This is a genomic window from Mariniflexile soesokkakense, assembly GCF_039650365.1.
Classification (GTDB): domain Bacteria; phylum Bacteroidota; class Bacteroidia; order Flavobacteriales; family Flavobacteriaceae; genus Mariniflexile; species Mariniflexile soesokkakense.
Window position 1 is genome coordinate 531,717 of record NZ_JAZHYP010000003.1, and the last position, 20,918, is coordinate 552,634.

The 20,918-nt window shown below is 32.9% G+C and carries 20 protein-coding genes; 10 read left to right on the top strand and 10 right to left on the bottom strand.

What is annotated here, in order from left to right; genetic code table 11:
- Position 1: 1 nt before the first annotated feature.
- From VP395_RS09110 to hemA, 4 genes are all read right to left on the bottom strand, one after another.
- Positions 2 to 718, bottom strand: a complete 717-nt coding sequence (locus tag VP395_RS09110) for a potassium channel family protein (RefSeq protein WP_346241675.1) — start codon at positions 716 to 718, stop codon at positions 2 to 4.
- A gap of 13 nt (positions 719 to 731) precedes the next feature.
- Entirely contained in the window at positions 732 to 2,474 is a 1,743-nt protein-coding gene (locus VP395_RS09115; RefSeq protein WP_346241676.1) for a TrkH family potassium uptake protein, read from the bottom strand.
- A gap of 101 nt (positions 2,475 to 2,575) precedes the next feature.
- Positions 2,576 to 4,153 carry a hydroxymethylbilane synthase gene (gene hemC, locus VP395_RS09120; RefSeq protein WP_346241677.1) on the bottom strand — a complete coding sequence of 526 codons (1,578 nt, stop codon included), beginning with the start codon at positions 4,151 to 4,153 and terminating at the stop codon, positions 2,576 to 2,578.
- The gene (gene hemA / locus VP395_RS09125) at positions 4,146 to 5,405 is read right to left on the bottom strand and encodes a glutamyl-tRNA reductase (protein WP_346241678.1); all 1,260 of its coding nucleotides are present in this window, start codon (positions 5,403 to 5,405) and stop codon (positions 4,146 to 4,148) included. Before hemA ends, hemC begins: the two co-directional genes overlap by 8 nt.
- Before the next feature lie 184 nt (positions 5,406 to 5,589).
- On the opposite strand from hemA, the gene VP395_RS09130 reads away from it, so the two are divergent.
- The 8 genes from VP395_RS09130 (at position 5,590) to VP395_RS09165 (ending at position 12,953) form a co-directional block, all read left to right on the top strand.
- Positions 5,590 to 6,495 carry a helix-turn-helix transcriptional regulator gene (locus VP395_RS09130; RefSeq protein WP_346241679.1) on the top strand — a complete coding sequence of 302 codons (906 nt, stop codon included), beginning with the start codon at positions 5,590 to 5,592 and terminating at the stop codon, positions 6,493 to 6,495.
- A gap of 5 nt (positions 6,496 to 6,500) precedes the next feature.
- Positions 6,501 to 7,223 carry a ThuA domain-containing protein gene (locus VP395_RS09135; RefSeq protein ID WP_346241680.1) on the top strand — a complete coding sequence of 241 codons (723 nt, stop codon included), beginning with the start codon at positions 6,501 to 6,503 and terminating at the stop codon, positions 7,221 to 7,223.
- 25 nt (positions 7,224 to 7,248) lie between these two features.
- Positions 7,249 to 7,401 carry a hypothetical protein gene (locus VP395_RS09140; RefSeq protein WP_346241681.1) on the top strand — a complete coding sequence of 51 codons (153 nt, stop codon included), beginning with the start codon at positions 7,249 to 7,251 and terminating at the stop codon, positions 7,399 to 7,401.
- A 72-nt stretch (positions 7,402 to 7,473) separates the two neighbouring features.
- A complete protein-coding gene (gene hemH, locus VP395_RS09145) occupies positions 7,474 to 8,508 on the top strand; it encodes a ferrochelatase (RefSeq protein ID WP_346241682.1) in 1,035 nt (344 codons plus the stop codon).
- Complete coding sequence (locus VP395_RS09150; RefSeq protein WP_346241683.1) at positions 8,508 to 9,860, top strand: MATE family efflux transporter; 1,353 nt, start codon at positions 8,508 to 8,510, stop codon at positions 9,858 to 9,860. The genes hemH and VP395_RS09150 overlap by 1 nt, the downstream gene beginning before the upstream one ends.
- Before the next feature lie 2 nt (positions 9,861 to 9,862).
- On the top strand, positions 9,863 to 10,411 hold the full coding sequence (locus VP395_RS09155) for a CopD family protein (protein WP_346241684.1): 549 nt from the start codon (positions 9,863 to 9,865) through the stop codon (positions 10,409 to 10,411).
- A 232-nt stretch (positions 10,412 to 10,643) separates the two neighbouring features.
- The gene (locus tag VP395_RS09160; protein WP_346241685.1) at positions 10,644 to 12,101 is read left to right on the top strand and encodes a sensor histidine kinase; all 1,458 of its coding nucleotides are present in this window, start codon (positions 10,644 to 10,646) and stop codon (positions 12,099 to 12,101) included.
- Positions 12,102 to 12,170: 69 nt separating this feature from the next.
- On the top strand, positions 12,171 to 12,953 hold the full coding sequence (locus VP395_RS09165) for an enoyl-CoA hydratase/isomerase family protein (protein WP_346241686.1): 783 nt from the start codon (positions 12,171 to 12,173) through the stop codon (positions 12,951 to 12,953).
- 87 nt (positions 12,954 to 13,040) lie between these two features.
- On the opposite strand, the gene VP395_RS09170 is transcribed toward VP395_RS09165, so the two are convergent.
- Together VP395_RS09170 and VP395_RS09175 are read right to left on the bottom strand one after the other, a co-directional pair.
- The gene (locus VP395_RS09170; RefSeq protein ID WP_346241687.1) at positions 13,041 to 14,018 is read right to left on the bottom strand and encodes a TolB family protein; all 978 of its coding nucleotides are present in this window, start codon (positions 14,016 to 14,018) and stop codon (positions 13,041 to 13,043) included.
- Between the two features lie 32 nt (positions 14,019 to 14,050).
- The gene (locus tag VP395_RS09175; RefSeq protein WP_346241688.1) at positions 14,051 to 14,734 is read right to left on the bottom strand and encodes a hypothetical protein; all 684 of its coding nucleotides are present in this window, start codon (positions 14,732 to 14,734) and stop codon (positions 14,051 to 14,053) included.
- Between the two features lie 297 nt (positions 14,735 to 15,031).
- On the opposite strand from VP395_RS09175, the gene VP395_RS09180 reads away from it, so the two are divergent.
- On the top strand, positions 15,032 to 16,105 hold the full coding sequence (locus tag VP395_RS09180) for a PA0069 family radical SAM protein (RefSeq protein ID WP_346241689.1): 1,074 nt from the start codon (positions 15,032 to 15,034) through the stop codon (positions 16,103 to 16,105).
- A 53-nt stretch (positions 16,106 to 16,158) separates the two neighbouring features.
- Here VP395_RS09180 and VP395_RS09185 read toward each other — a convergent pair whose 3' ends face one another.
- On the bottom strand, positions 16,159 to 16,776 hold the full coding sequence (locus VP395_RS09185; RefSeq protein ID WP_346241690.1) for a hypothetical protein: 618 nt from the start codon (positions 16,774 to 16,776) through the stop codon (positions 16,159 to 16,161).
- 278 nt (positions 16,777 to 17,054) lie between these two features.
- Positions 17,055 to 17,651: a hypothetical protein gene (locus VP395_RS09190; protein ID WP_346241691.1), complete on the bottom strand. Its 597-nt coding sequence runs from the start codon at positions 17,649 to 17,651 to the stop codon at positions 17,055 to 17,057.
- A 607-nt stretch (positions 17,652 to 18,258) separates the two neighbouring features.
- Between VP395_RS09190 and VP395_RS09195 the strand changes: the two genes are divergently transcribed.
- The gene (locus VP395_RS09195; protein WP_346241692.1) at positions 18,259 to 19,131 is read left to right on the top strand and encodes an AraC family transcriptional regulator; all 873 of its coding nucleotides are present in this window, start codon (positions 18,259 to 18,261) and stop codon (positions 19,129 to 19,131) included.
- Between the two features lie 74 nt (positions 19,132 to 19,205).
- Here the strand turns inward: VP395_RS09195 and VP395_RS09200 are convergent, their stop codons facing one another.
- Positions 19,206 to 19,859: an HD domain-containing protein gene (locus VP395_RS09200; RefSeq protein ID WP_346241693.1), complete on the bottom strand. Its 654-nt coding sequence runs from the start codon at positions 19,857 to 19,859 to the stop codon at positions 19,206 to 19,208.
- 67 nt (positions 19,860 to 19,926) lie between these two features.
- Positions 19,927 to 20,916, bottom strand: a complete 990-nt coding sequence (locus VP395_RS09205; protein ID WP_346241694.1) for an acyl-ACP desaturase — start codon at positions 20,914 to 20,916, stop codon at positions 19,927 to 19,929.
- Positions 20,917 to 20,918 lie beyond the last annotated feature (2 nt).

Here is a 20,918-nt window from a genome sequence, read left to right on the forward strand (position 1 = left end):
TTTAAATATTTTTATTTCTTAAATCGTATTCTTCTTCACCCATACAATAGTTTTCAATGTCTTTATTATTGCCGTAAACAACTAAAATATCGTTGTTTAAAATTACGGTATCGGGTGATGTACGACCAATGGTTTCTTTAATAATGGTTTTCTTTCCTATTAAATTTTTCTTTTCAATTTCTCGAATAATGGTAATTAAAGTGAGGTGATATTTGTCTATAGAATCTAATTCTTGCAACGTTTTACCAAAAAACTCGGGTTTTGCTTTTACTTCGGAAATGGTATAATTATTATCCAACTGATAGTTTTCTAAAGTAGATTTAAAGTTGATTTGCTTGGTAAGTCTATCGGCTGAATCTTGCTCTGGGTGAACAATACTGTGTATGCCCATAGCTTCCAAAACGGTATCGTGTATAGGTGAAAGGGCGCGACTGATAATTTTAACATCGCACAGTTTTTTAATAATAGCAGCGGTAATAATAGCAGCACCTTCGTTTTCGCCAATGGCAACAATAACTTTATCGGCATCTTTTAAAGGCACCGCTTCGTAAGCCAATTCGTTTGTGGAATCCATACAAATGGCATGCGAAATTTTATCTTTTACAAGATTAATTTTGTCCATTTGTTTATCGATGGCTATAACCTCGTTGCCAGTTTCAGTAAGACTAAAACATAACGACATTCCAAAATTCCCAAGTCCGAAAACAATTATTTTCATCTGGTAAAGCTTATTAGTTAATTAAAATATTTTCCTTTGGATACTCATAAAACTGGTGGTTTATTTGTCGTAGTAAACCAATCATTAAATTGAGCATTCCTATTCTGCCTATAAACATAACGGCTATAATAACATATTTGCTGGCTTCAGTAAGTGTTGGTGTAAAATTTAAGCTTAAACCAACGGTACTGTATGCCGAAAAGCACTCAAAAACAACCGTTAACAATGGTGTGTCTTTGGGTTCTAAAATTAGTAAAGCCATTATTGCTATACCAATTACAATTAAGGAAATACATAAAATAGCAAAGGCTCTGGAGGTTGATTCTGCCGAAAAGCGTCTTCCAAAAATTTCTATTCTACTTTTTCCTCTTGCAATGGCAAATATGTTTAAAGTAGCCAATGCAAAGGTACTTGTTTTTATGCCACCACCAGTTGATGCGGGTGATGCTCCTATCCACATTAAAAATATGATGAATAATAAGGAAGGCACTGTCATTTGCGTATAATCTACCACGTTAAAACCTGCTGTTCTTGGTGTTACCGAGTTGAAAGCGGCATTGGTAATTTTTCCAAAAACGGTTGTGTGTTCTAAAAGTGTGTTGCTGTATTCTGAAATGAACAAGAAAATCCATCCAACAAACAGCAAGATAATGGTTGTGTAAATAACTATTTTAGAATTAAGCGTGATAATAGGAATACGTTTATGTATGATTTTTTTCTTGAACAATTCTAAAATATAAGTTTTTATAAACTTGTAGAAATTTGAAATGATGTGATGCCCCAGGCCTCCAAAAATAATAAGAACCATAATAATCCATTGAAAAATATAATTAAAACGGATACTTTGATCGAACAAGCCAGATGAAAATATAGAAAATCCTGCATTACAAAACGCAGAAATAGAATGAAATAATGAAAAGAAGAACTTGTTGCTTATGGCGCTGTTTTCAGTTATTGAAAAATAGATGAATAGCGCCCCAATAATTTCGATACCCAATGTAAAAACCACCACGTTTAATGCCACTCTAAATACATCCTTCAACCCTTCATGTGCCAAAAAATCTTTGGTATTTAAGCCTTCTTTAAAAGAAGAACTACCTCTAAAGAAAAACGCAAAGAACGATGTGAAGGTTAAGATACCGATGCCTCCTAATTGTATTAAAACGAGTATGATGGATTGTCCCATTACGGTAAAATCTGTACTGGTATCAACTACTGTTAAACCTGTAACACATACACTACTAGTGGCTGTAAATAAAGCGTTTGTAAAACTAATGCTGTTGGTTGTGGCACTTGGTAGCATAAGTAAAAAGGCGCCAGCCAAAGCCAAGATTAAAAAACTGCCAACAAAAACAATGGCAGGATTAAAATACACATCATAAATATGCCTTACCAAAACAAATAACCGCAATAGAAAGTACAGAATTAAACCACCTTCTAGAATGGGTTTGATTTTTTGTAAAATGTTTTCATAAGGTTCGCCTATGTTAGTTAAGGAAACGATTAATGACAAAACGAGCAGAACCGATATGATAATGATGTTAACAAATGCTATGTTTTTAAAGCGCTTGTATTTATATCTTAAAAACTTGAATATATTAAAAAATAGTAAAAACCCTAAAAGGATTAAAAGACCAACAACATGAGGTGTTGTGAAATTTTTGTCGAAATCGTAACCAAAATCGAATACAATGAAGAAAAGAACAATAATATCGAAAAAGCGATATAGATAGTTGAGTAACGATTCTCCTTTCATTATTATGGTTTCTTTCACTTTAAGTAAAAAATAAAGTTTAGGTTGAAGATTTTAAAAACTTTATTTAGAACTTATAACAAATATCTAAATAAAAAGTTAATTTAAATATAATGCTCGTTTACTAATTCAATAACACTTTCAACCGTTGGTACTTTGGCAATTCTTACATCGTTAAAATGTTTTTTTGCTTCATTAGCAGTTGTTTCGCCAATACAAAATGCAATAACCTCTACTTTGTTTTTTTGAACAAAACTTTCAACCGTTGAAGGACTGTAAAACATAACGCCTTCAACGCTATTTTCAACTTTCAAGCCATCATATTTGGTTTGGTAAGCTTCCAATTCGGTTACTTTTATATTGTTTTTTTCTAAAATAGTAGGTAAATCGTCTAGCCTTAAATCGCTACAAAAGTAAGTAACCTCAGACCCTTCCATGTAATCAACCAAATAATTAGCAAGCTTTTTGGCATTGTTTTCAAAGTGGGTAACTTTGCCAATTTTTTGCTCCACCAATCGTTTGGTTCGACGCCCCACACAGTAAATATTTTTAAACTGAAGTTCGATAGGTGAAAAATTAGTAAGTAACGCCTCTACAGCATTTTTACTGGTAATGATGACGTTTTGAATTTCATTTTTTACGAAACGCGGATGGATTCTGTTCAAACTTATTTTAATGAAATCGCTACTTTCAATCGTTACCTTTTCATGAAACAACAAACGTTGGGCTTCTGTAAATGATTTGGTAGAATATACATTTGTTTTTTTAGAAGCATTTTTAATGGTGTCCATCAAACGTTTGCCACCGCGTTCAATCACGAAATTGGCGCAAAAATTAGCGATATCATGGTGTTCGCCTAATTTTTTAACACGTGTTACATCTATTCTTTTAGAACCGTCAACACTTAGTAAAACACCTTTAAAGTTTACTTCTTCATCTTTAATGTAAGCCAAAGCACCAATTGGAGCGGTACAACCGCCTTCCAGTTTATTTAAAAATTCACGTTCTATTGTAGTACAAATTTCGGTTTCTTCGTGGTTCAGTTCTTTACATGCGTTAAGTACAAATTCATCTTCATCCAAAGCGGTAATCATAATTGCGCCTTGCGCTGGTGCAGGAATCATCCAATCTAGATTGATGGCTTCTTCGGGTCTTAAACCAATTCTGCCAATACCTGCGGCTGCAAAAATAGCACCGTTCCAATTCTCATTATTTTCCAATTTTTGTAAACGTAAATTCACATTTCCGCGTAAATCTACAACGGTATGCGTTGGGAAACGGTTAAGCCATTGAGCACGCCTGCGTAAACTTCCTGTAGCAATAACGGCTTCTTTTGAGCCTAAAAACTCTTCGTTATTTTTAAAAACCAAGGTGTCGTTTACATTGCCACGTTTTAAAACAGCGGCTTGTACAATGCCGTTTGGTAAAACAGTTGGCACATCTTTTAACGAATGCACTGCAATATCAATATCATGGTTTAACATGGCGATATCGAGTGTTCGGGTAAAAATACCAGTGATGCCCAATTCATAAAGGGGTTTGTCTAAAACTAAATCGCCTGTAGATTTTACAGGGACCAATTGCGTTTTATAACCTAAATTTTCAAGTAGACTTTGTACTATTTTGGCTTGCCATAACGCTAATTCGCTATCGCGGGTACCAATTCTTATAATTTTAGACATGTGTTGTTGGTTCTAACTGAAACACTTTTTTTATGAGCTCTAGACTCTCATCGGTAGGAATGCCATCGTCTTTTAAATGATGCGCAAAGTGATTCGTTATTTTTTGTATGATATTGTTGCTAATTAACTCTGCTTGCGCTTCGTTAAAATCAGTATTTTTTTTGCGTTGTGTATCTAATTCTGCCGTAGCAAAATCTTGTAATTTATCTTTTAAGGCTTTTATGGTTGGTGCAAATTTTCGTGTTTCCAACCAATTATTAAACTCGGCTTTTACCTCTTCAATAATAGCTTCAGCTAAAGGAATATGTGCTCTTCTAGCCTCTAAAGTTTTATCGGTAATTTGAGATAAATGATCTAAATGAACCAAAGTCACGTTGTCCAATTCTTCAACATTGGCATCCACATTTTTTGGAATCGATAAATCTAAAATCAACAGTGGTTTATGCGTTTGAATAATGTGTTTATCAATAGTAGGGCGTTGTGCGCCAGTGGCAACAATTATAATATCGGACGTTTGAATTTCTTCTTGCAAATTGGCATAATCTTTAACCACTAAATTGAATTTTCCAGCAATTTGTTCTGCTTTATCTTTCGTTCTGTTTATTAAAGTAATGTGCTCGTTTTTAGTGTGTTTTACTAAATTTTCACAAGTATTTCTGCCTATCTTTCCTGTTCCAAAAAGCAAAATATTTTTGTTTGAAACATTTTCAACCGTATTAAGAATATATTGAACAGAAGCAAAAGACACGGAAGTGGCACCCGATGAAATTTCGGTTTCATTTTTAATACGCTTACTCGCTTGTATTACCGCATTTACCAAACGCTCGGTAAAATGGTTTAACAAGCCAAGTTTTTTAGAAATACGTGCACTTATTTTTAGCTGACTGATAATTTCGAAATCACCAAGAATTTGACTGTCCAAACCAGAACCTACACGAAACATGTGTGCAATGGCATCATTATTTTTGTAAATGTAAGCTACTTTTTGAAACTCTTCAACAGTTCCTCTGGTGTTATCGCAAAGCAATTGAATAAGCTGAAAAGGATGTTCTGCAAACCCGTAAATTTCGGTACGGTTGCAGGTAGAAGTTACCACCAAACTTTCAATAGCATTCTCTTTAGCCTGGTTAAGCAGCGTTAATTTAGCAGCTTCATCCAAACTAAAGTGGCCTCTTATGTCGGCATCGGCTTTTTTATAGCTTAGACCAGTGGCATAAAAGTATTTGCTTTTAGATATGTTGTATTGGTGCATTGTTGTTTTTGTAATTCCGTAAGCAAATGTATATCTATGATTGATAAAAAAATAACGCTAAAAGAACTTTTAGTGTCGTTTGTGGTTTTTTGGGAATAAAATTGATAATTATATGATTTTTATCATATTTTTGTCTGTAAATAAAGAGGTTTTAAAAAAATAATTTAGAACAAATCTAAATAGAATGACTGCAAATAGTGATAAAACCCCAGATAAAAATAACGCTGTAAGTTCTTTTGAAGAAACTAAAGTGGAAGACGGTTTTTTGGTTTTGGTTTATAAAAATGATGGAAATGAAACGCAAAGTCTTCTTAAAGAAATACATAGTGAATATATCCAATTTCATTTTTGTGTTAAAGGCTCGAGTAAATTTGTTTTTAATGAAGGCCGTTATGTGCTGAATATTCTAGAGGAAAACTCGTTGTTATTGTATAATCCGCAACGGGATTTACCAATAAATCTTCAGGTTAGCCCAAATTCCTGGATGGTATCTGTGTTGATCTCCATTAAAAAATTTCATGGATTGTTTTCTCAAGAGGCCGATTATATTTCATTTTTAAACGAAGACAATAGGGATAAAAAATATTATAAAGATGGAGGTATTACACCTTCAATGGCTATTGTTTTAAACCAATTAATTAATTACAACCTCAATCAATCTATTAAAGGTTTATATTTTAAGGGAAAAGCATACGAGCTCTTAAGTTTGTATTTTAATAGAAGTGAAGATGCTAATATTGAGCAATGCCCGTTTTTAGTTGATGAAACAAACGTTATAAAAATTAGGAAAGCCAAAGATATTATTATTGTTCGTATGGCAGAGCCGCCAAGTTTACAGGAGCTTGCTGACGAAATTGGCTTACCACTTAAAAAGTTAAAAGAAGGTTTTAAACAAATTTATGGCGATTCGGTTTATAGTTTTCTATTTGATTATAAAATGGAGGTCGCTAGAAAACTCTTAGAATCTGGCGATAATAATGTTAATGAGGTTGGACTTAAAGTAGGTTACAGTACCGCTAGCCATTTTATTGCTGCTTTTAAAAAGAAATATGGGACCACCCCAAAAAAATACATTATGTCTTTAAATTAGATTTCATGAAAAATATTTTAATAGCCTTTGTTGTGTTTTTAACACTGTCGTGCAAAAGTACAGATACTCCAACTAGACCAGAAAAAGTTCTTATTTTTACAAAGACAAGTGGTTTCCGCCACAAATCCATTGAAACGGGTGTTAAAACCATTGAAGAATTAAGCAAGAATAATAATTTTGAAATGACACATACAGAGGATGCCACCATGTTTACCGCTGAAAACTTAAAACAATACCAATTGGTTATTTTTCTTAATACCACAGGCGATGTCTTAAATGCAGAGGAAGAAAAAGCTTTTGAAGCATTTATTCGAAACGGTGGAAGTTTTATGGGTGTGCATTCAGCTACCGATACAGAATATGATTGGGCTTGGTATGGAAAATTGGTAGGAGCTTATTTTTTAAGCCATCCGAAACAATCTGGCGCTACTATAACGCGTATAAACAGCACGCATACCTCTACAAAACATTTGCAAGAAAAGTGGGTTCATTACGACGAATGGTATAACTTTAAATCCATCAACCAAGATATAAACGTGTTGTTGAATTTAGATGAATCTACTTATGAAGGCGGTAAAAATGGCGATTTTCACCCCATTGCGTGGTATCATGAGTTTGATGGTGGGCGCTCGTTTTACACAGGATTAGGGCATACTAATGAATCTTATGAAGTGCCAGAATTTAAACAACACTTATTAGGGGGTATTTTGTATTGTTTAAAGCGGTAATTTTATAGTAACAGAATTTTAAGTTATGAAGTATTTAACCCCAGAAATTGAAGCATTGTCTAAAAGCGCAAACACAAAATCTTTAGTGCGTTCCAACACATCTTGCGGTATTTTTCAAGATTGTGATTATACGGAAGAACGCCCTAAATTATATCATCAACAAAAAATTGAAAAATAAGAAAGGTTGATTTTAAAACCAGGCCTCACAGATTTTAAAATCTGTGAGGCCTGAGAAACAATAAAATTATAAATGAAAAAAGGAATTTTACTAGTAAACCTCGGTTCTCCTGATAGCCCTACACCCAAAGACGTAAAAAAATATTTAGGCGAGTTTTTAATGGACGAGCGCGTTATCGATATTCCGTTGGTGGCTAGAACAGCACTTGTAAAAGGTATTATATTAAAAACACGCCCCAAGCAATCGGCAGCAGCTTATAAAAAAATATGGTGGGAAGAAGGTTCGCCTTTAATTGTTCTTTCCGAAAGGCTTCAGAAAAAAATACAAGAACAGGTTGAAATGCCCGTAGCTTTAGCAATGCGCTATGGCAGCATGACCATTAAAAAAGGACTTCAAGAATTGGTTGATAAAGGTGTTGATGAGGTATTGTTGTTTCCGCTGTATCCGCAATTTGCTATGGCAACTACTGAAACCATTACGGTCTTAGCCGAAGAACTTCGTCAACAATTTTTTCCAAATTTGAAAATTGAATCGGTGCCAGCTTTTTACAACAAACCCGATTATATTGAAGTGCTTTCAAACGCTATTAAAAATCATTTAGAAGGTAAAAATTTTGAACATTTATTGTTTTCATATCACGGTGTTCCAGAACGTCATATTAGAAAAAGTGATGTCACAAAATCACATTGTAAAATAGACGGTAGTTGTTGTACAACGCCAAGTAAAGCACACGAGTTTTGTTATAGACATCAGTGTTTGGAAGTTACCCGATTGGTCGCTGAAAAACTTGAACTTAAAGAAGGTACATACTCAACATCGTTTCAATCGCGTTTAGGTTTTGACCCCTGGTTATTACCTTATACGGACCGAACCATTGAACGCTTAGGAAAAAAAGGCATCAAAAATATGGCCATTGTTACACCAGCATTTGTGAGCGACTGTCTGGAAACTCTAGAGGAAATAGCTATGGAAGGTCAGGAAATTTTCCATGAAATGGGCGGAAAGGATTTTACAACCGTTCCTTGTTTAAATGATGATGATGAATGGGTAGCATTACTTTCAAAATGGATTAATAATTGGGCAATTGATGAAACTATAGTAGTATAATGGCAAAAGTATCATCACAAGATTTAGGCTCGCAACCCATTGGGAAAATTTTAATAAAACAAGCGGTTCCGGCGTCTATTGGTATTTTAGTGATGTCTCTAAATATTTTGGTCGATACCATTTTTGTTGGGCATTGGATAGGTTCTACAGCCATTGCAGCCATAAATGTTGTGTTACCGGTGTCGTTTTTTATTGCGGCTTTAGGGATGGCAATTGGTGTTGGAGGCTCTTCTATAATTTCTAGAGCGCTAGGTTCTGATAGTAAAGATAAAGCGCTTAAAACCTTTGGCAATCAAATTACGCTCACCTTATTACTTACCATTACTTTAGTAGTTATTGGATTGTTTTTTACTGATGCCATTATTATATCGTTTGGAGGAAAAGGTGCTATTTTCGAACCTGCTAAAATTTATTATACCATTGTTTTGTACGGCGTACCATTTTTGGCGTTGAGTATGATGGGAAATACGGTAATTAGGGCAGAAGGTAAGCCAAAATTTGCCATGTATGCGATGATGATTCCATCGGTAAGTAACTTACTTTTAGATTATATTTTAATAAATGTATTAGATTTTGGAATGGAAGGCGCTGCATGGGCAACCTCTATTTCGTATATCATTTGTTTCATCTTTATTTTTTGGTTTTTCCTTTCTAAAAATTCCGAATTAAAAATAAACGCTTCACATTTTGGGCTAAACACATCGATAGTTTCAGAAATGGGTTCTTTAGGTTTTGTTACCTTGGCACGACAAGCCGTAGTAAGTGTTACATATTTGTTCATGAATAATATTTTATTCGATTTAGGTGGCGAAATATCGGTTACAGCTTATGCCATTGTTGGGCGTATGCTTATGTTTGCTATGTTTCCGGTTTTGGGTATTACACAAGGTTTTTTACCTATAGCTGGGTTTAATTATGGTGCTCAAAATTACCATAGGGTGCGACAAAGTATCAATATTGCTATAAAATATGCAACCATATTATCAACCTGTATTTTTATTGTTTTAATGCTGTTTCCCGAAGCTATTACGCGTATGTTTACCACCGATTTAGATGTTATTCAACAAACGCCAAACGATATGCGTTGGGTGTTTGCCGCAACTCCCATAATTGCTGTTCAGCTTATTGGTGCAGCCTATTTCCAGTCTATAGGAAAAGCCATACCAGCCTTATTGTTAACCTTAACACGCCAAGGTTTTTTCTTTATTCCGTTAATATTAATTTTGCCAAATTTTTATGGCGAATTAGGGGTTTGGATATCATTCCCCATTTCCGATGTGCTTTCAACCATCGTAACCGCCTATTTTTTAAATAGGGAAATAAAAGCCACTTTAATCAATAAACCCGCTTAGTTATGGAATATTACAATTACATAAAATCGTTCCATCTTATTTTTGTAATTACTTGGTTTGCAGGGTTGTTTTACATTCCAAGACTTTTTGTATATCAAATTGAAGCGTTCCACAAATCATCACCCGACAAAGAAATTTTAGGTAAGCAACTCAAAATCATGGCAAAACGTTTGTGGTTCATCATTACTTGGCCATCGGCCATTTTAGCCACTATTTTCGCCATTTGGCTTCTCATTTTACAACCGTTTTGGTTACAACAACCTTGGATGCACGTAAAATTAGCCTTCGTTTTATTGCTAATCATTTATCACCTAAAAACGCATCAATACTACAAAGAACTTCAAAATGATATCGTAAAGAAAACCTCCAGTTTTATGCGCATCTGGAACGAAGGCGCCACGTTTATCCTATTTGCAGTGGTGTTTTTAGTTGTTTTAAAAAGCGCCATTAATTGGGTTTGGGGCGTTGTAGGTATCCTTATTTTAGGTGTTTTAATCATGTTAGGTTTTAAAGTTTATAAAAACATTAGAGAGAGAAACCCTGAATCTTAATTGAAAAATTCAAATTTCAAGTATCAAAGCCCAGGTGTCAAATTCCTAAAATTTTAAAAGCATGATTTAGAATTTTATTTTTTTGGAATTTTACAAGTATGTTTTGGTTTGATTATTGCTATATTTAATGCATCATTTAACTAGATGAAACGAGCTTATTACAATTTTACGACTTATAGAAATGATAATAGCGAACTGCATGTGTCCATTAAAAAAGCAATAATTTAGTCACATGAAACTAAAAAAGCTCTCTTTAAGAACCCGCATTTTTCTTGCCATGATACTCTTGGTATTATTGGCATCGGTTCTTATTTCAGCAGTTGCTATTTATCAGTATAAAGAGCAGAGTGAAGATTATCATAAAGAACGCTTAGAACGCAAAGAAGAAAACATTCAAACGCATTTAAAACGTGTTTTAAACGGTAGACAAAATACATGGGAAGTTAAAACAGAAAACATTCCCATTATATTTAAGGAAGAGGTTTACAACATTGCCGATATCCATAAACTTCAAATTAATTTATACGATTTAGAAGGGTCTTTATTAATTTCTTCTAAAGCAGTCCTGCAGAATAACACATCAGACCAATGCATCAATGTCGAAATTTTAAATGCGATTTCTAACACAGCTGTACATAGGTATGTTGATAAACGAGTTGAAAATGGAGAAACGTTCCAGTCTTCTTATACTTACTTAGTTGATCAAAAATCTAAAGCCATAGCCATATTAAATTTGCCGTATTTAGAGAAAGATGATTTTCTAACTAAAGAGCTTCAAGAGTTTTTAACTCGAATTGGTTATGCCTTTATGTTTGTGTTGCTTACGGCGATAATTATTGCATTTTTATTATCAAAATACATAACAAAATCATTAAAAACCATTAGCGATAAAATTAATACCACACGTTTGGAAAAGCGCAATCAAAAAATTGTGGTAGACGATAATAGTGAGGAGATTTCCATTCTGGTTAATTCGTATAATAGTATGATTGATGAGTTGGAAGAAAGTGCCATACAATTGGCAAGAAGTGAACGTGAACAAGCTTGGAGGGAAATGGCAAAACAGGTAGCGCACGAAATTAAAAACCCTTTAACCCCCATGCGCCTAACGGTTCAAAATTTTCAGCGTAAATTCAATCCTGAAGATGAAAATATTCATTCCAAATTAGATGAATACAGCAAAACTTTAATACAGCAAATAGACACCATGAGTTCTATTGCGTCGGCATTTTCAAACTTTGCTAAAATGCCCGCGCAACAAAACGAAACCTTAAATGTGGTTAATATTGTAAGGCTTGCTTTAGAAATTTTTAATGAAGATTATATTGATTTTTCGGCTGAAAAGGAAGAAATTATAGCAAAACTAGATAGAACCCAATTAATACGTGTAGTTACCAATTTGGTAAAAAATGCTATTCAAGCGATGCCGGAAAATCAGGCGCCAAAAATTAGTATTAATGTGTCTACCTATAATGGCGAGGTGGTTATTCTAGTTTCAGACAATGGCTCTGGCATTTTAGAGGAAAATGCGGATAAGGTTTTCGAACCAAAGTTCACCACCAAAACCAGTGGTATGGGGCTTGGGTTGGCAATGGTTAAAAATATTGTAGAAACCTATAAAGGCACTATTACATTTAACTCAGAAAAAGATAAAGGCACCGTGTTTAGGGTGACGTTTCCTAAAGAATAACAAAGCAAAATTAAAACGAGTTGTCGCTCTGAGCTTGTCGAAGAGTATTCTCAAAAAAAATTTACAACCATGGCATACAATAACATTTTAGTAGAAGAAAACAATGGTATAACCACAATTACCATTAACCGCCCCAACAAATTAAACGCTTTAAACAAAGAGACGATTGAAGAATTGCATGAAGCATTTAAAGAAGAAGAAGACGATGAGGACACTAAAGTTATTATTTTAACAGGAAGTGGTGAAAAGGCTTTTGTTGCTGGAGCTGATATTAGTGAATTTGCCGATTTTAATGTAAACGAAGGCACAAAACTAGCCGCAAAAGGCCAAGAAATGCTTTTTGATTTTGTCGAAAATTTTTCAAAACCAGTTATTGCTGCTATAAACGGTTTTGCGCTTGGTGGCGGTTTGGAATTAGCCATGGCATGCCATTTTAGAGTAGCGAGTGATAATGCAAAAATGGGTTTGCCCGAAGTATCGCTTGGGGTTATTCCTGGATATGGTGGTACACAACGTTTGCCACAGTTAGTAGGTAAAGGACGCGCTATGGAAATGATTATGACTGCCAGTATGATTGACGCTAACCAAGCCTTAAATTATGGGTTGGTAAACCATGTAGTACCACAGGAAGAATTACTTCCGCTTTGCGAAAAAATAGCCAATAAAATTTCTAACAATTCATTGGTAGCTATAAGTTCTGCTATTCGAGCTATTAATGCCAATTTTGAAGATGGTGTTAATGGCTTTGATGTTGAAATAGAAGAATTCGGGAACTGTTTTGGTACCGATGATTTTACCGAGGGGACTACTGCTTTTCTACAAAAAAGAAAGGCTGATTTTCCGGGGAAGTAGGTTTAAAATTCGATTTTAATCGGTAGCCATATTTAAGGACAAGAAATCAACGAACACCCTATTTTCTAGGCACCTTTGTTTGCAGCTTTATTTTTTTAAATCAAGTATTTTTAGTTCGTTATTTTCAGGATTTAAAGTATAAAAACCAAAATTGTAACCTTTACTATTCTGAATCTTACTATTTGTTGGTAAACTAACTATTAAGTAATTATATGAGTTGAAAAATTTAGCGTTACCGATATTTACAAGATTGGTTTCATTTCTAAAAATGAGTTTTGAAATCCTTGTTTTTCTATCCATTATGTAGAGTTCGTAAGGTTCAGTAAACGCTATTTTTGAATTGTCCTTAGATAAAACTGGAGTATAATACTCGTATGCTGTGAGTTTTTTTTCTGCTCTTAAATCGTTAGCCGCGGATATATTCAACAATTCTTTATTATTAATATCCATTAAAAACAATCCATTATTTCTCTTTGTTGTCAATCGAAAGAGTAAGCTATCGCCACTATTATTGATAGAAAGCCCATGTAAATCATAAGAATCGAAATCAGTGATTTTTTGAATATGTTTTGTGTGAATGTCAATAGTATAGATGTCAATTTCGCGAGGTGCTTTTCTTGCTACTGGTGAGTAATTTCCATAATGTTCTGCTGCTGTAAAGTATATTGACTGTCCACTTGGGGCAAACACAAATTCAAGGATTAACAAAGAGTCATTTGTTAAGTCCATTAAGGTTTTTGATTGTATGTCAATTAAAGAAATTTTACTTTTTAAATTATCTGTTAAGGATTCAGACAAGCAGGCAATTTTCTTGTTGTCTGGAGAGTATAATGGTTTTATTAAAGAGTAGTCAGTTGCCGGTGATATCTTAGTTTTTTGATTATTAGTAATATCGATTTGATAGATAGACGCTTTGTTGTTTTCGTAGAATGAGCAGATAATATTTCTATTGTCAATTGAAATATCAAATTCAGGTCTGTAAATATTATTTCTTGGTTCTTGTTTTTTACCAAAGCAAGATGTTAAAGTTATAGCAAGTAAAATTATGTAGATTTTCTGTTTCATACTATTGCAGCCAACAAGAAATAACAATGTCACTACTCATGAAAAATACTAGACTTCCCTTTTTTCTTTCGGTATATTTTAATCGAAATAATTATAACCCAAATTACTAATAAGCTTAAAAAGAAGTAAGTAGCTAGTACGTAGCCATATCTATATTTAGGTGCTTTTCCTAAGTATTGACTGATATCTTTTTCGGTATTTATTTTAACGGAATTAAACAGTTCGGTTTTAATATCGGCGTTAAACTGTGTATCACTGGCATAGAAAAACGTGTATAAATTTTTATTTAGTAAATAAAATTCTGCTTCGTAAGTAGGGGTTCCTAAATCGTTTTCAAATTTCAAATTATAACCCGTAAAGCCATCTTTTTCAACAATTGTAGTGGTTTTTAAATAATAAGGAACTCTATAGCGCATTCTAGCTATTACACGATTGTATTCGTCAATTAAACTGGTATAGTTATATGGTAATCTTGAAAGACTTGTCTTTTGATCTTCATTTTCAAAAAGGACTTTTTGGACAATAAAGTTGTAAGTTTCGGTTTTAAATCTAATTTGATGAATTTGTACACCATCTACAAGTGTGTCCGATTCCACGAAATTTTCTGGAACATCCAAACTAACCAACTCATCTAATTTATGCGAGAACATCGCGCTATTTTGAGCGGTTAAAGTGCTGGTAATTAAAACGAAACATAATATATAAAGCTTTTTCATAATGGTATGATTTTTTTAAATCCTTTAATAAAGTTTAATAACTTAAACAAGACTAAAATATGCATTTTTTCAACTCCATATACAATTCATATCATATTTAATAAAAGATTATTAAATATGTTTTAATATGTAGTTTGTGCTTATAAATTAATGTGATGGTTTTTTCATGGTATGAAAAAATGTCTTTCACAAAAAATATTATGTTAATAATCCATTTTAATTTTAACAGTTTTCAGTAAAATTTATGAGTAATTTTAAAGTGCTACTTCTGCATACAATCTTTATTTTTATTTAAAAATGGATCCAAAATCTACAATAAAGGGCCGTGGCGCCCAGCTTAATGTACCCAATAAATTCTTCGAATTAAGCCACGAAATACGTGATGATTTTTTAGAATTCTGCCATATAGAAGGTGAGGAAAGTGATAAAAACAGAACACTTTACTTAGAGGTGTTTCCTAAAACCATTGTAAATAAAGTAGAGAGTCCAGATATTGGTATGTCTTATTCCATGAATGCTTACCAAGGTTGCGAACATGGGTGTATTTATTGTTATGCTCGCAACAGTCACGAATTTTGGGGTTACAGTGCTGGATTGGATTTTGAACGCCGTATTATGGTGAAAAAAGATGCCCCAAAACTTTTAGAAGCATTATTAAAAAAGAAAGGTTGGAAAGCCCACCCCATCGTGATGTCTGGTAATACCGATTGCTACCAACCTGCCGAAAAACACTTCGAGATTACCAGAAAATGCTTGGAAATATTTTTAAAATACAAACATCCTGTTGCCATTATTACAAAAAATGCTTTAATTCTTAGAGATTTGGATGTTTTAAAAGAACTTTCAAAAGATAATTTAATAGGTGTTAATGTATCAATTACATCGTTATCAGAAGAAACAAGACGTGTTTTAGAACCCAGAACCGCTACTATAAAACGCCGATTAGAAACCGTTAAAACATTAAGCGAACACGGAATTCCTGTAAATGTGATGTTGGCGCCTATTATTCCGTCTATAAACAGTCATGAAATATTACAGTTAGCAAAAGCTGCTTCAGATCACGGTGCTTTAGGGATAGCACATACTATTGTGAGACTTAACGGCGCTATTGGGGAAATTTTTACCGATTGGATACATAAAGCCATGCCGGATAAAGCTGAAAAAGTATTGCATCAAATTGAAAGTTGCCACGGCGGTAGTTTAAACGATTCACGTTACGGTACTAGAATGCGGGGTGAAGGCAAAATTGCCGAACAGATTAATAACTTGGTAAAACTAGCAAGACATAAGTATTTTAAAGATAAGCAGATGCCAAAATTAAATACGAAGTTGCACGAACAGTTTAAAGACGGGCAATTAAAATTGTTTTAACAAAAAAAGAGCGGGCAAATAGCCCACTCTTTTCAAAAAATAATTAAGGTTGGTTAGTTATTAATTTCCTTTGTAAAAATGCGTCCTTCGGTAGTAAAAACAATTTTGTAATTACCTTTGTTTTTACCTGTTAGTTTATAAATTCTATTAGCGTTTTCGGTGTCTTTAATTTTTTCAGAATACATTAGTTCTGGTTTGCTAAATACACTTTCAGTATTAATAAAATAAATTGCTATTTCCATAGGCGCTTTGTTTAAAGACAGTCTTGAAACATAAACAACATCTCCTTTTACGCGTGTTACAGGTTTAAAAATGGTAGTTTCCATTTCTTTTTTAAAAGTAACCGTGTTTGATAATACAGTAAAAGGGATGGTTTGTATCTCTACATCTTTATCAAGTTCAAAAATGTAACCACCGTTTGGTAGCGACGTTAAATCGAAACCTTTGGTGTAGATTCCGGATTGTAGAATGAGCTCTTTATATAATATAATACCATTATCATCTTTAATAGATAATAGGTTTCCTTGCTTTACATTGTTTAAAGTAAGAGAGGTTCTTTCAGCATCATTTTCAATTTTAAATAATGATACTTCATTGGCGAAACTTAACAAGGTAACAAACATAGTTACCATTAAGATTCCTTTTTTTGAGTTGTTTAATACGTTTTTCATGATTTGGATTTTTTAACGTTTTACAATACAAATATAGAATCGTTTTTCTATTTATAAAACACTGATATTGATGTATTTATGTGCTATTTTATCTGTTATTTTTACATCAACTTTATGTTAAATTAAAATACAATATATAGTAGTTAATTGTGTACAATTGGTTAGTTATTTGTAAGAATTGAAAAAATGTCTACAAAAGGCTTAACTTTAAAATGGTGCAAAAAAAAAGTGAGCCACCACAGCTCACTTTACCAACTAAACTAAATAAGACATTAAAACTAATTATTAATGAATTTTGTGAACTCTTTGTTATCAGAGCTAATTACTACTTTATAATTTCCTTTTTCTAATTTGTAAACTCTTTCAATAGCTAGAACACCTGCAATTTTTTCTGAGTGCAATAGTTCGTATTCACTATTATTGTCTGTATAAACACTAATTTTTATAGCTTCAAGATTAGGAGACAATTTAGTAATGAACAATAAGTTGTCTTTTTGTCTCATATGAGGTTTGAAACTTGTAGTTTCATTGTTTTTATCAACTACAATATTTTTAAAGCTAATAGTAAACGGTATCGTTTTAATTTCTACATCTTTTTCTAATTCAAGAACGTAATTACCATTGGGAAGCGAGGTTAAATCGAAACCTTTAGTGTATATGCCAGATTTCTGAATACGTTCTGTATAAAGTACAAAACCGTTAACATCTTTTATAGACAATTGGTTGCCAACCTTCACATCGGTTAAAGTTAGAGCAGTTCTTTTTGCATCATCTTTGATAGTAGAAAATGATGCTTCATTTGCGAAACTTAACAAGGTAGCACACATAGTTACCATTAAGATTCCTTTTTTTGAGTTGTTTAATACGTTTTTCATGATTTGGTTTTTTTAACGTTTCACAAGACAAATGTAGTACAGATCTTAAGGTAATAAAACACGTGTATTGGCTAATTTATATGCTATTTTATCTGTTATTATAATATTAACTTTTTGTTAAGTTAAAATAGCATATAATAAAGTTAAATATCTATAATTGATAAAAATAGCACTTAGGCATATTTAAAATTTAATATTATAATGAATATGCTTTTTAGAGTAAATGGTTGTTGTAGAAATCCTTTTTTGTTGAGCAAAAAAAAAAGTGAGCCACCACAGCTCACTTTACCAACTAAACTAAATAAGACATTAAACTAATTATTAATGAATTTTGTATACTCCTTTATTAGAGTTATATTATATAGTACTTAACTTTTCTATTTTATGGTTGAAGTATTAGTAATGTTATTTACTTACTAAATTTCAACAGTACAAAAATATGGCAAAAGCGTAGTCAACAAAACATCTAATTTAATCAATTTATATGCTATATTAACTGTTAATTAAATGTTAAATGAATGTAAAGTTAAAATAACATATAATAGAGTTAATTAAAGCTATGTTTGCATAATAATATGTTGTAATTTTGTTTTTAAATAAATTTGTGATGATTAATAAAAAACCAACTTTTAGGAAACTCACCCCAAGTTTCGGAAGTTCTATATTAGTTAAACAACATGTAGAAACCATAGATAAAGACGGCGCTTACTGGCATTTTCACCCAGAATTAGAGCTTATTTATATAAACAAAGGGCAAGGTAAAACACACATAGGGAACCATTTATCCTATTTTAATAATAGTCAATTAATACTTATTGGGTCTAATTTGCCCCATAATGGCTTTACCGATAGGTTAACTGCTAATGGAACCGAAACTACGGTACAGTTTAAATCTAATTTTTTAGGTGATGATTTTTTGAATGTTCCAGAAATGACAGCCATTGTGTCGTTGTTTGAAAGGGCCAAACAAGGCATCCGATTTAAAGTTGAAACCAAAAAAATTATTGGACCAAAAATTGATAAATTGTTAGAACATCATGGCTTAAAGCGTGTTTTAAAATTTTTAGATATTTTAAACTATTTGGCAACTACCGAAGATTATAGCTTATTAAACGCCGATGGTTTTGCTTTTGAGACTGAGCCACAGGACAGCGGTAAAATTGATATTATATTTAAATATGTCAATAAAAATTTTCAAAATCATATAACTTTAGATGAGATAGCAGATGAGGTAAGTATGACGGTACCAGCATTTTGTAGATATTTTAAAAAAGCAACAGGCAAAACATTTACACAATTAGTAAACGAATATAGGGTAGTACATGCTACTAAATTGCTTAACGAAAGCCAAAAAAGTATTGCAGACATTTGTTTTGAATGCGGATTTAATAATTTTTCGCATTTCAATAAACAATTTAATGAGGTTACTGGCAAAAGTGCCTCTAATTATAGAAAGGAAATAAAGCTTATTATTCAATAAATAATTTTTTTTAATACGGATTTCAAAAATTTACATGGATTCATTTGTTTTAATTTGTGAAACCAGTGTTATAATTATTTTCTGCCTTTCCATTCAGCATAAAACTGCTCTAAAAACTGTTCCATATATTTGTGTCTATCTAAAGCAATTTTTCTTCCCGTTTTTGTGTTTATTTTATCTTTTAGCAGAAGTAGTTTTTCGTAAAAATGATTAATTGTAGGCGCTGTAGATGCTTTGTATTCTTCCTTACTCATATTAAGATTGGGCTTTATTTCAGGATTGTAAAGCTCCCTGTTTTTAAAGCCGCCGTAATTAAAACAGCGTGCAATACCAATGGCACCAATAGCATCCAATCTATCTGCATCTTGAATTACATCCAGTTCTGCCGATTTGAACTTCTGGGTTTCGTTTCCGCCTTTAAAAGAGATGTTTTCAATAATATTTACAACATGCTCAATTACTTTGGAGTCTACATTGAGGCTGAATAAAAATTGGCGGGCAATTTTTGGGCCAACAGTTTCGTCGCCGCTATAAAATTTACTATCGGCAATATCATGAAGTAGTGCCCCTAGCTTGACAGTAAATACATCTACAGGCTCGTTTTTAGAGATTAGTAGCGCGTTATTATAAACCCTCTCAATATGGAACCAATCGTGCCCACCTTCAGCGCCTGCAAGGGTTTCTTTTACAAACCCGATGGTTTTATTTATTATTTCTTCTGAATTCATAAAGGTATAAAAATAAAAATTCCTTTCGGTGTAGAAAGGAATTAGTTAAATATTCTAAATTATATGTTTATTTAGCTACGGCAGGCTCCACCCACTTAAATTGAAATGAGTTTTCAGGAATTTTCATGCGTTCAGATAAACGATACATTCTTGATGGCAGTTTCATTAAATAATCTCTGGCTTTTTCGGCTTCATCGGTAAGTCCTGTAACTTTATCTATTTCCCAACGCTTAATTAGTTTATCTAAAATATCAACATAATCTGTAGAGGTGTAAACGCCAATACGCTGTGCAGTATTAGAAAACTCTTCAAAAGCAGAGCTAATTTGGTTACCCGATTCTCTTAAAAAATGCGCTGGCATGGTTATTTTAAGTTTCATCATATCATGAAAGGCCATCATCATTTGGCTAGGATCTACTTTAAAAATACGCTCAACAAACTCTGAATAGGCATGGTGGTGTCTCATTTCGTCTCCAGAAATAATTTGACACATTTTAGCTAACTGCTTATTACCACTTTTTTTAGCAATTTTGGCAACACGGTTATGCGAAATATAGGTTGCCAATTCTTGGAAACTGGTATAAACAAAGTTTTTATAAGGGTCTCTGTCTGTTCCAATATCAAAACCATCAGCAATTAAATACTGGGTTGTTTTTTCAATTTCCTTCATGTTTACACGCCCAGAAAGGTATAGGTACTTGTTAAGTACATCACCATGACGATTTTCTTCACCTGTCCAATGGCGCACCCATTTGGACCATCCATTGCGTTCTATTTGTCCAACACCTTCAACATCCATTAACCACGATTCGTAAGTAGGTAAGGCTTCTTCGGTAATCATATCACCTACTAAAACCACCCAAAAATCATAGGGTAATTCTTTAGAAAGTTCTCTTATTTCACGTACTTCTTCAAAAAAAGAATCACTTTCAGAATTTGGTAAAAAATCTGTTGGTTGCCATATGGTATCAATAGGAATTAAATACTTCTGTATTAAAGATTCTACGTCTTTTTCCAAAAACTGCATTACTTCTAATCTTACATTTTTTAACGACATCT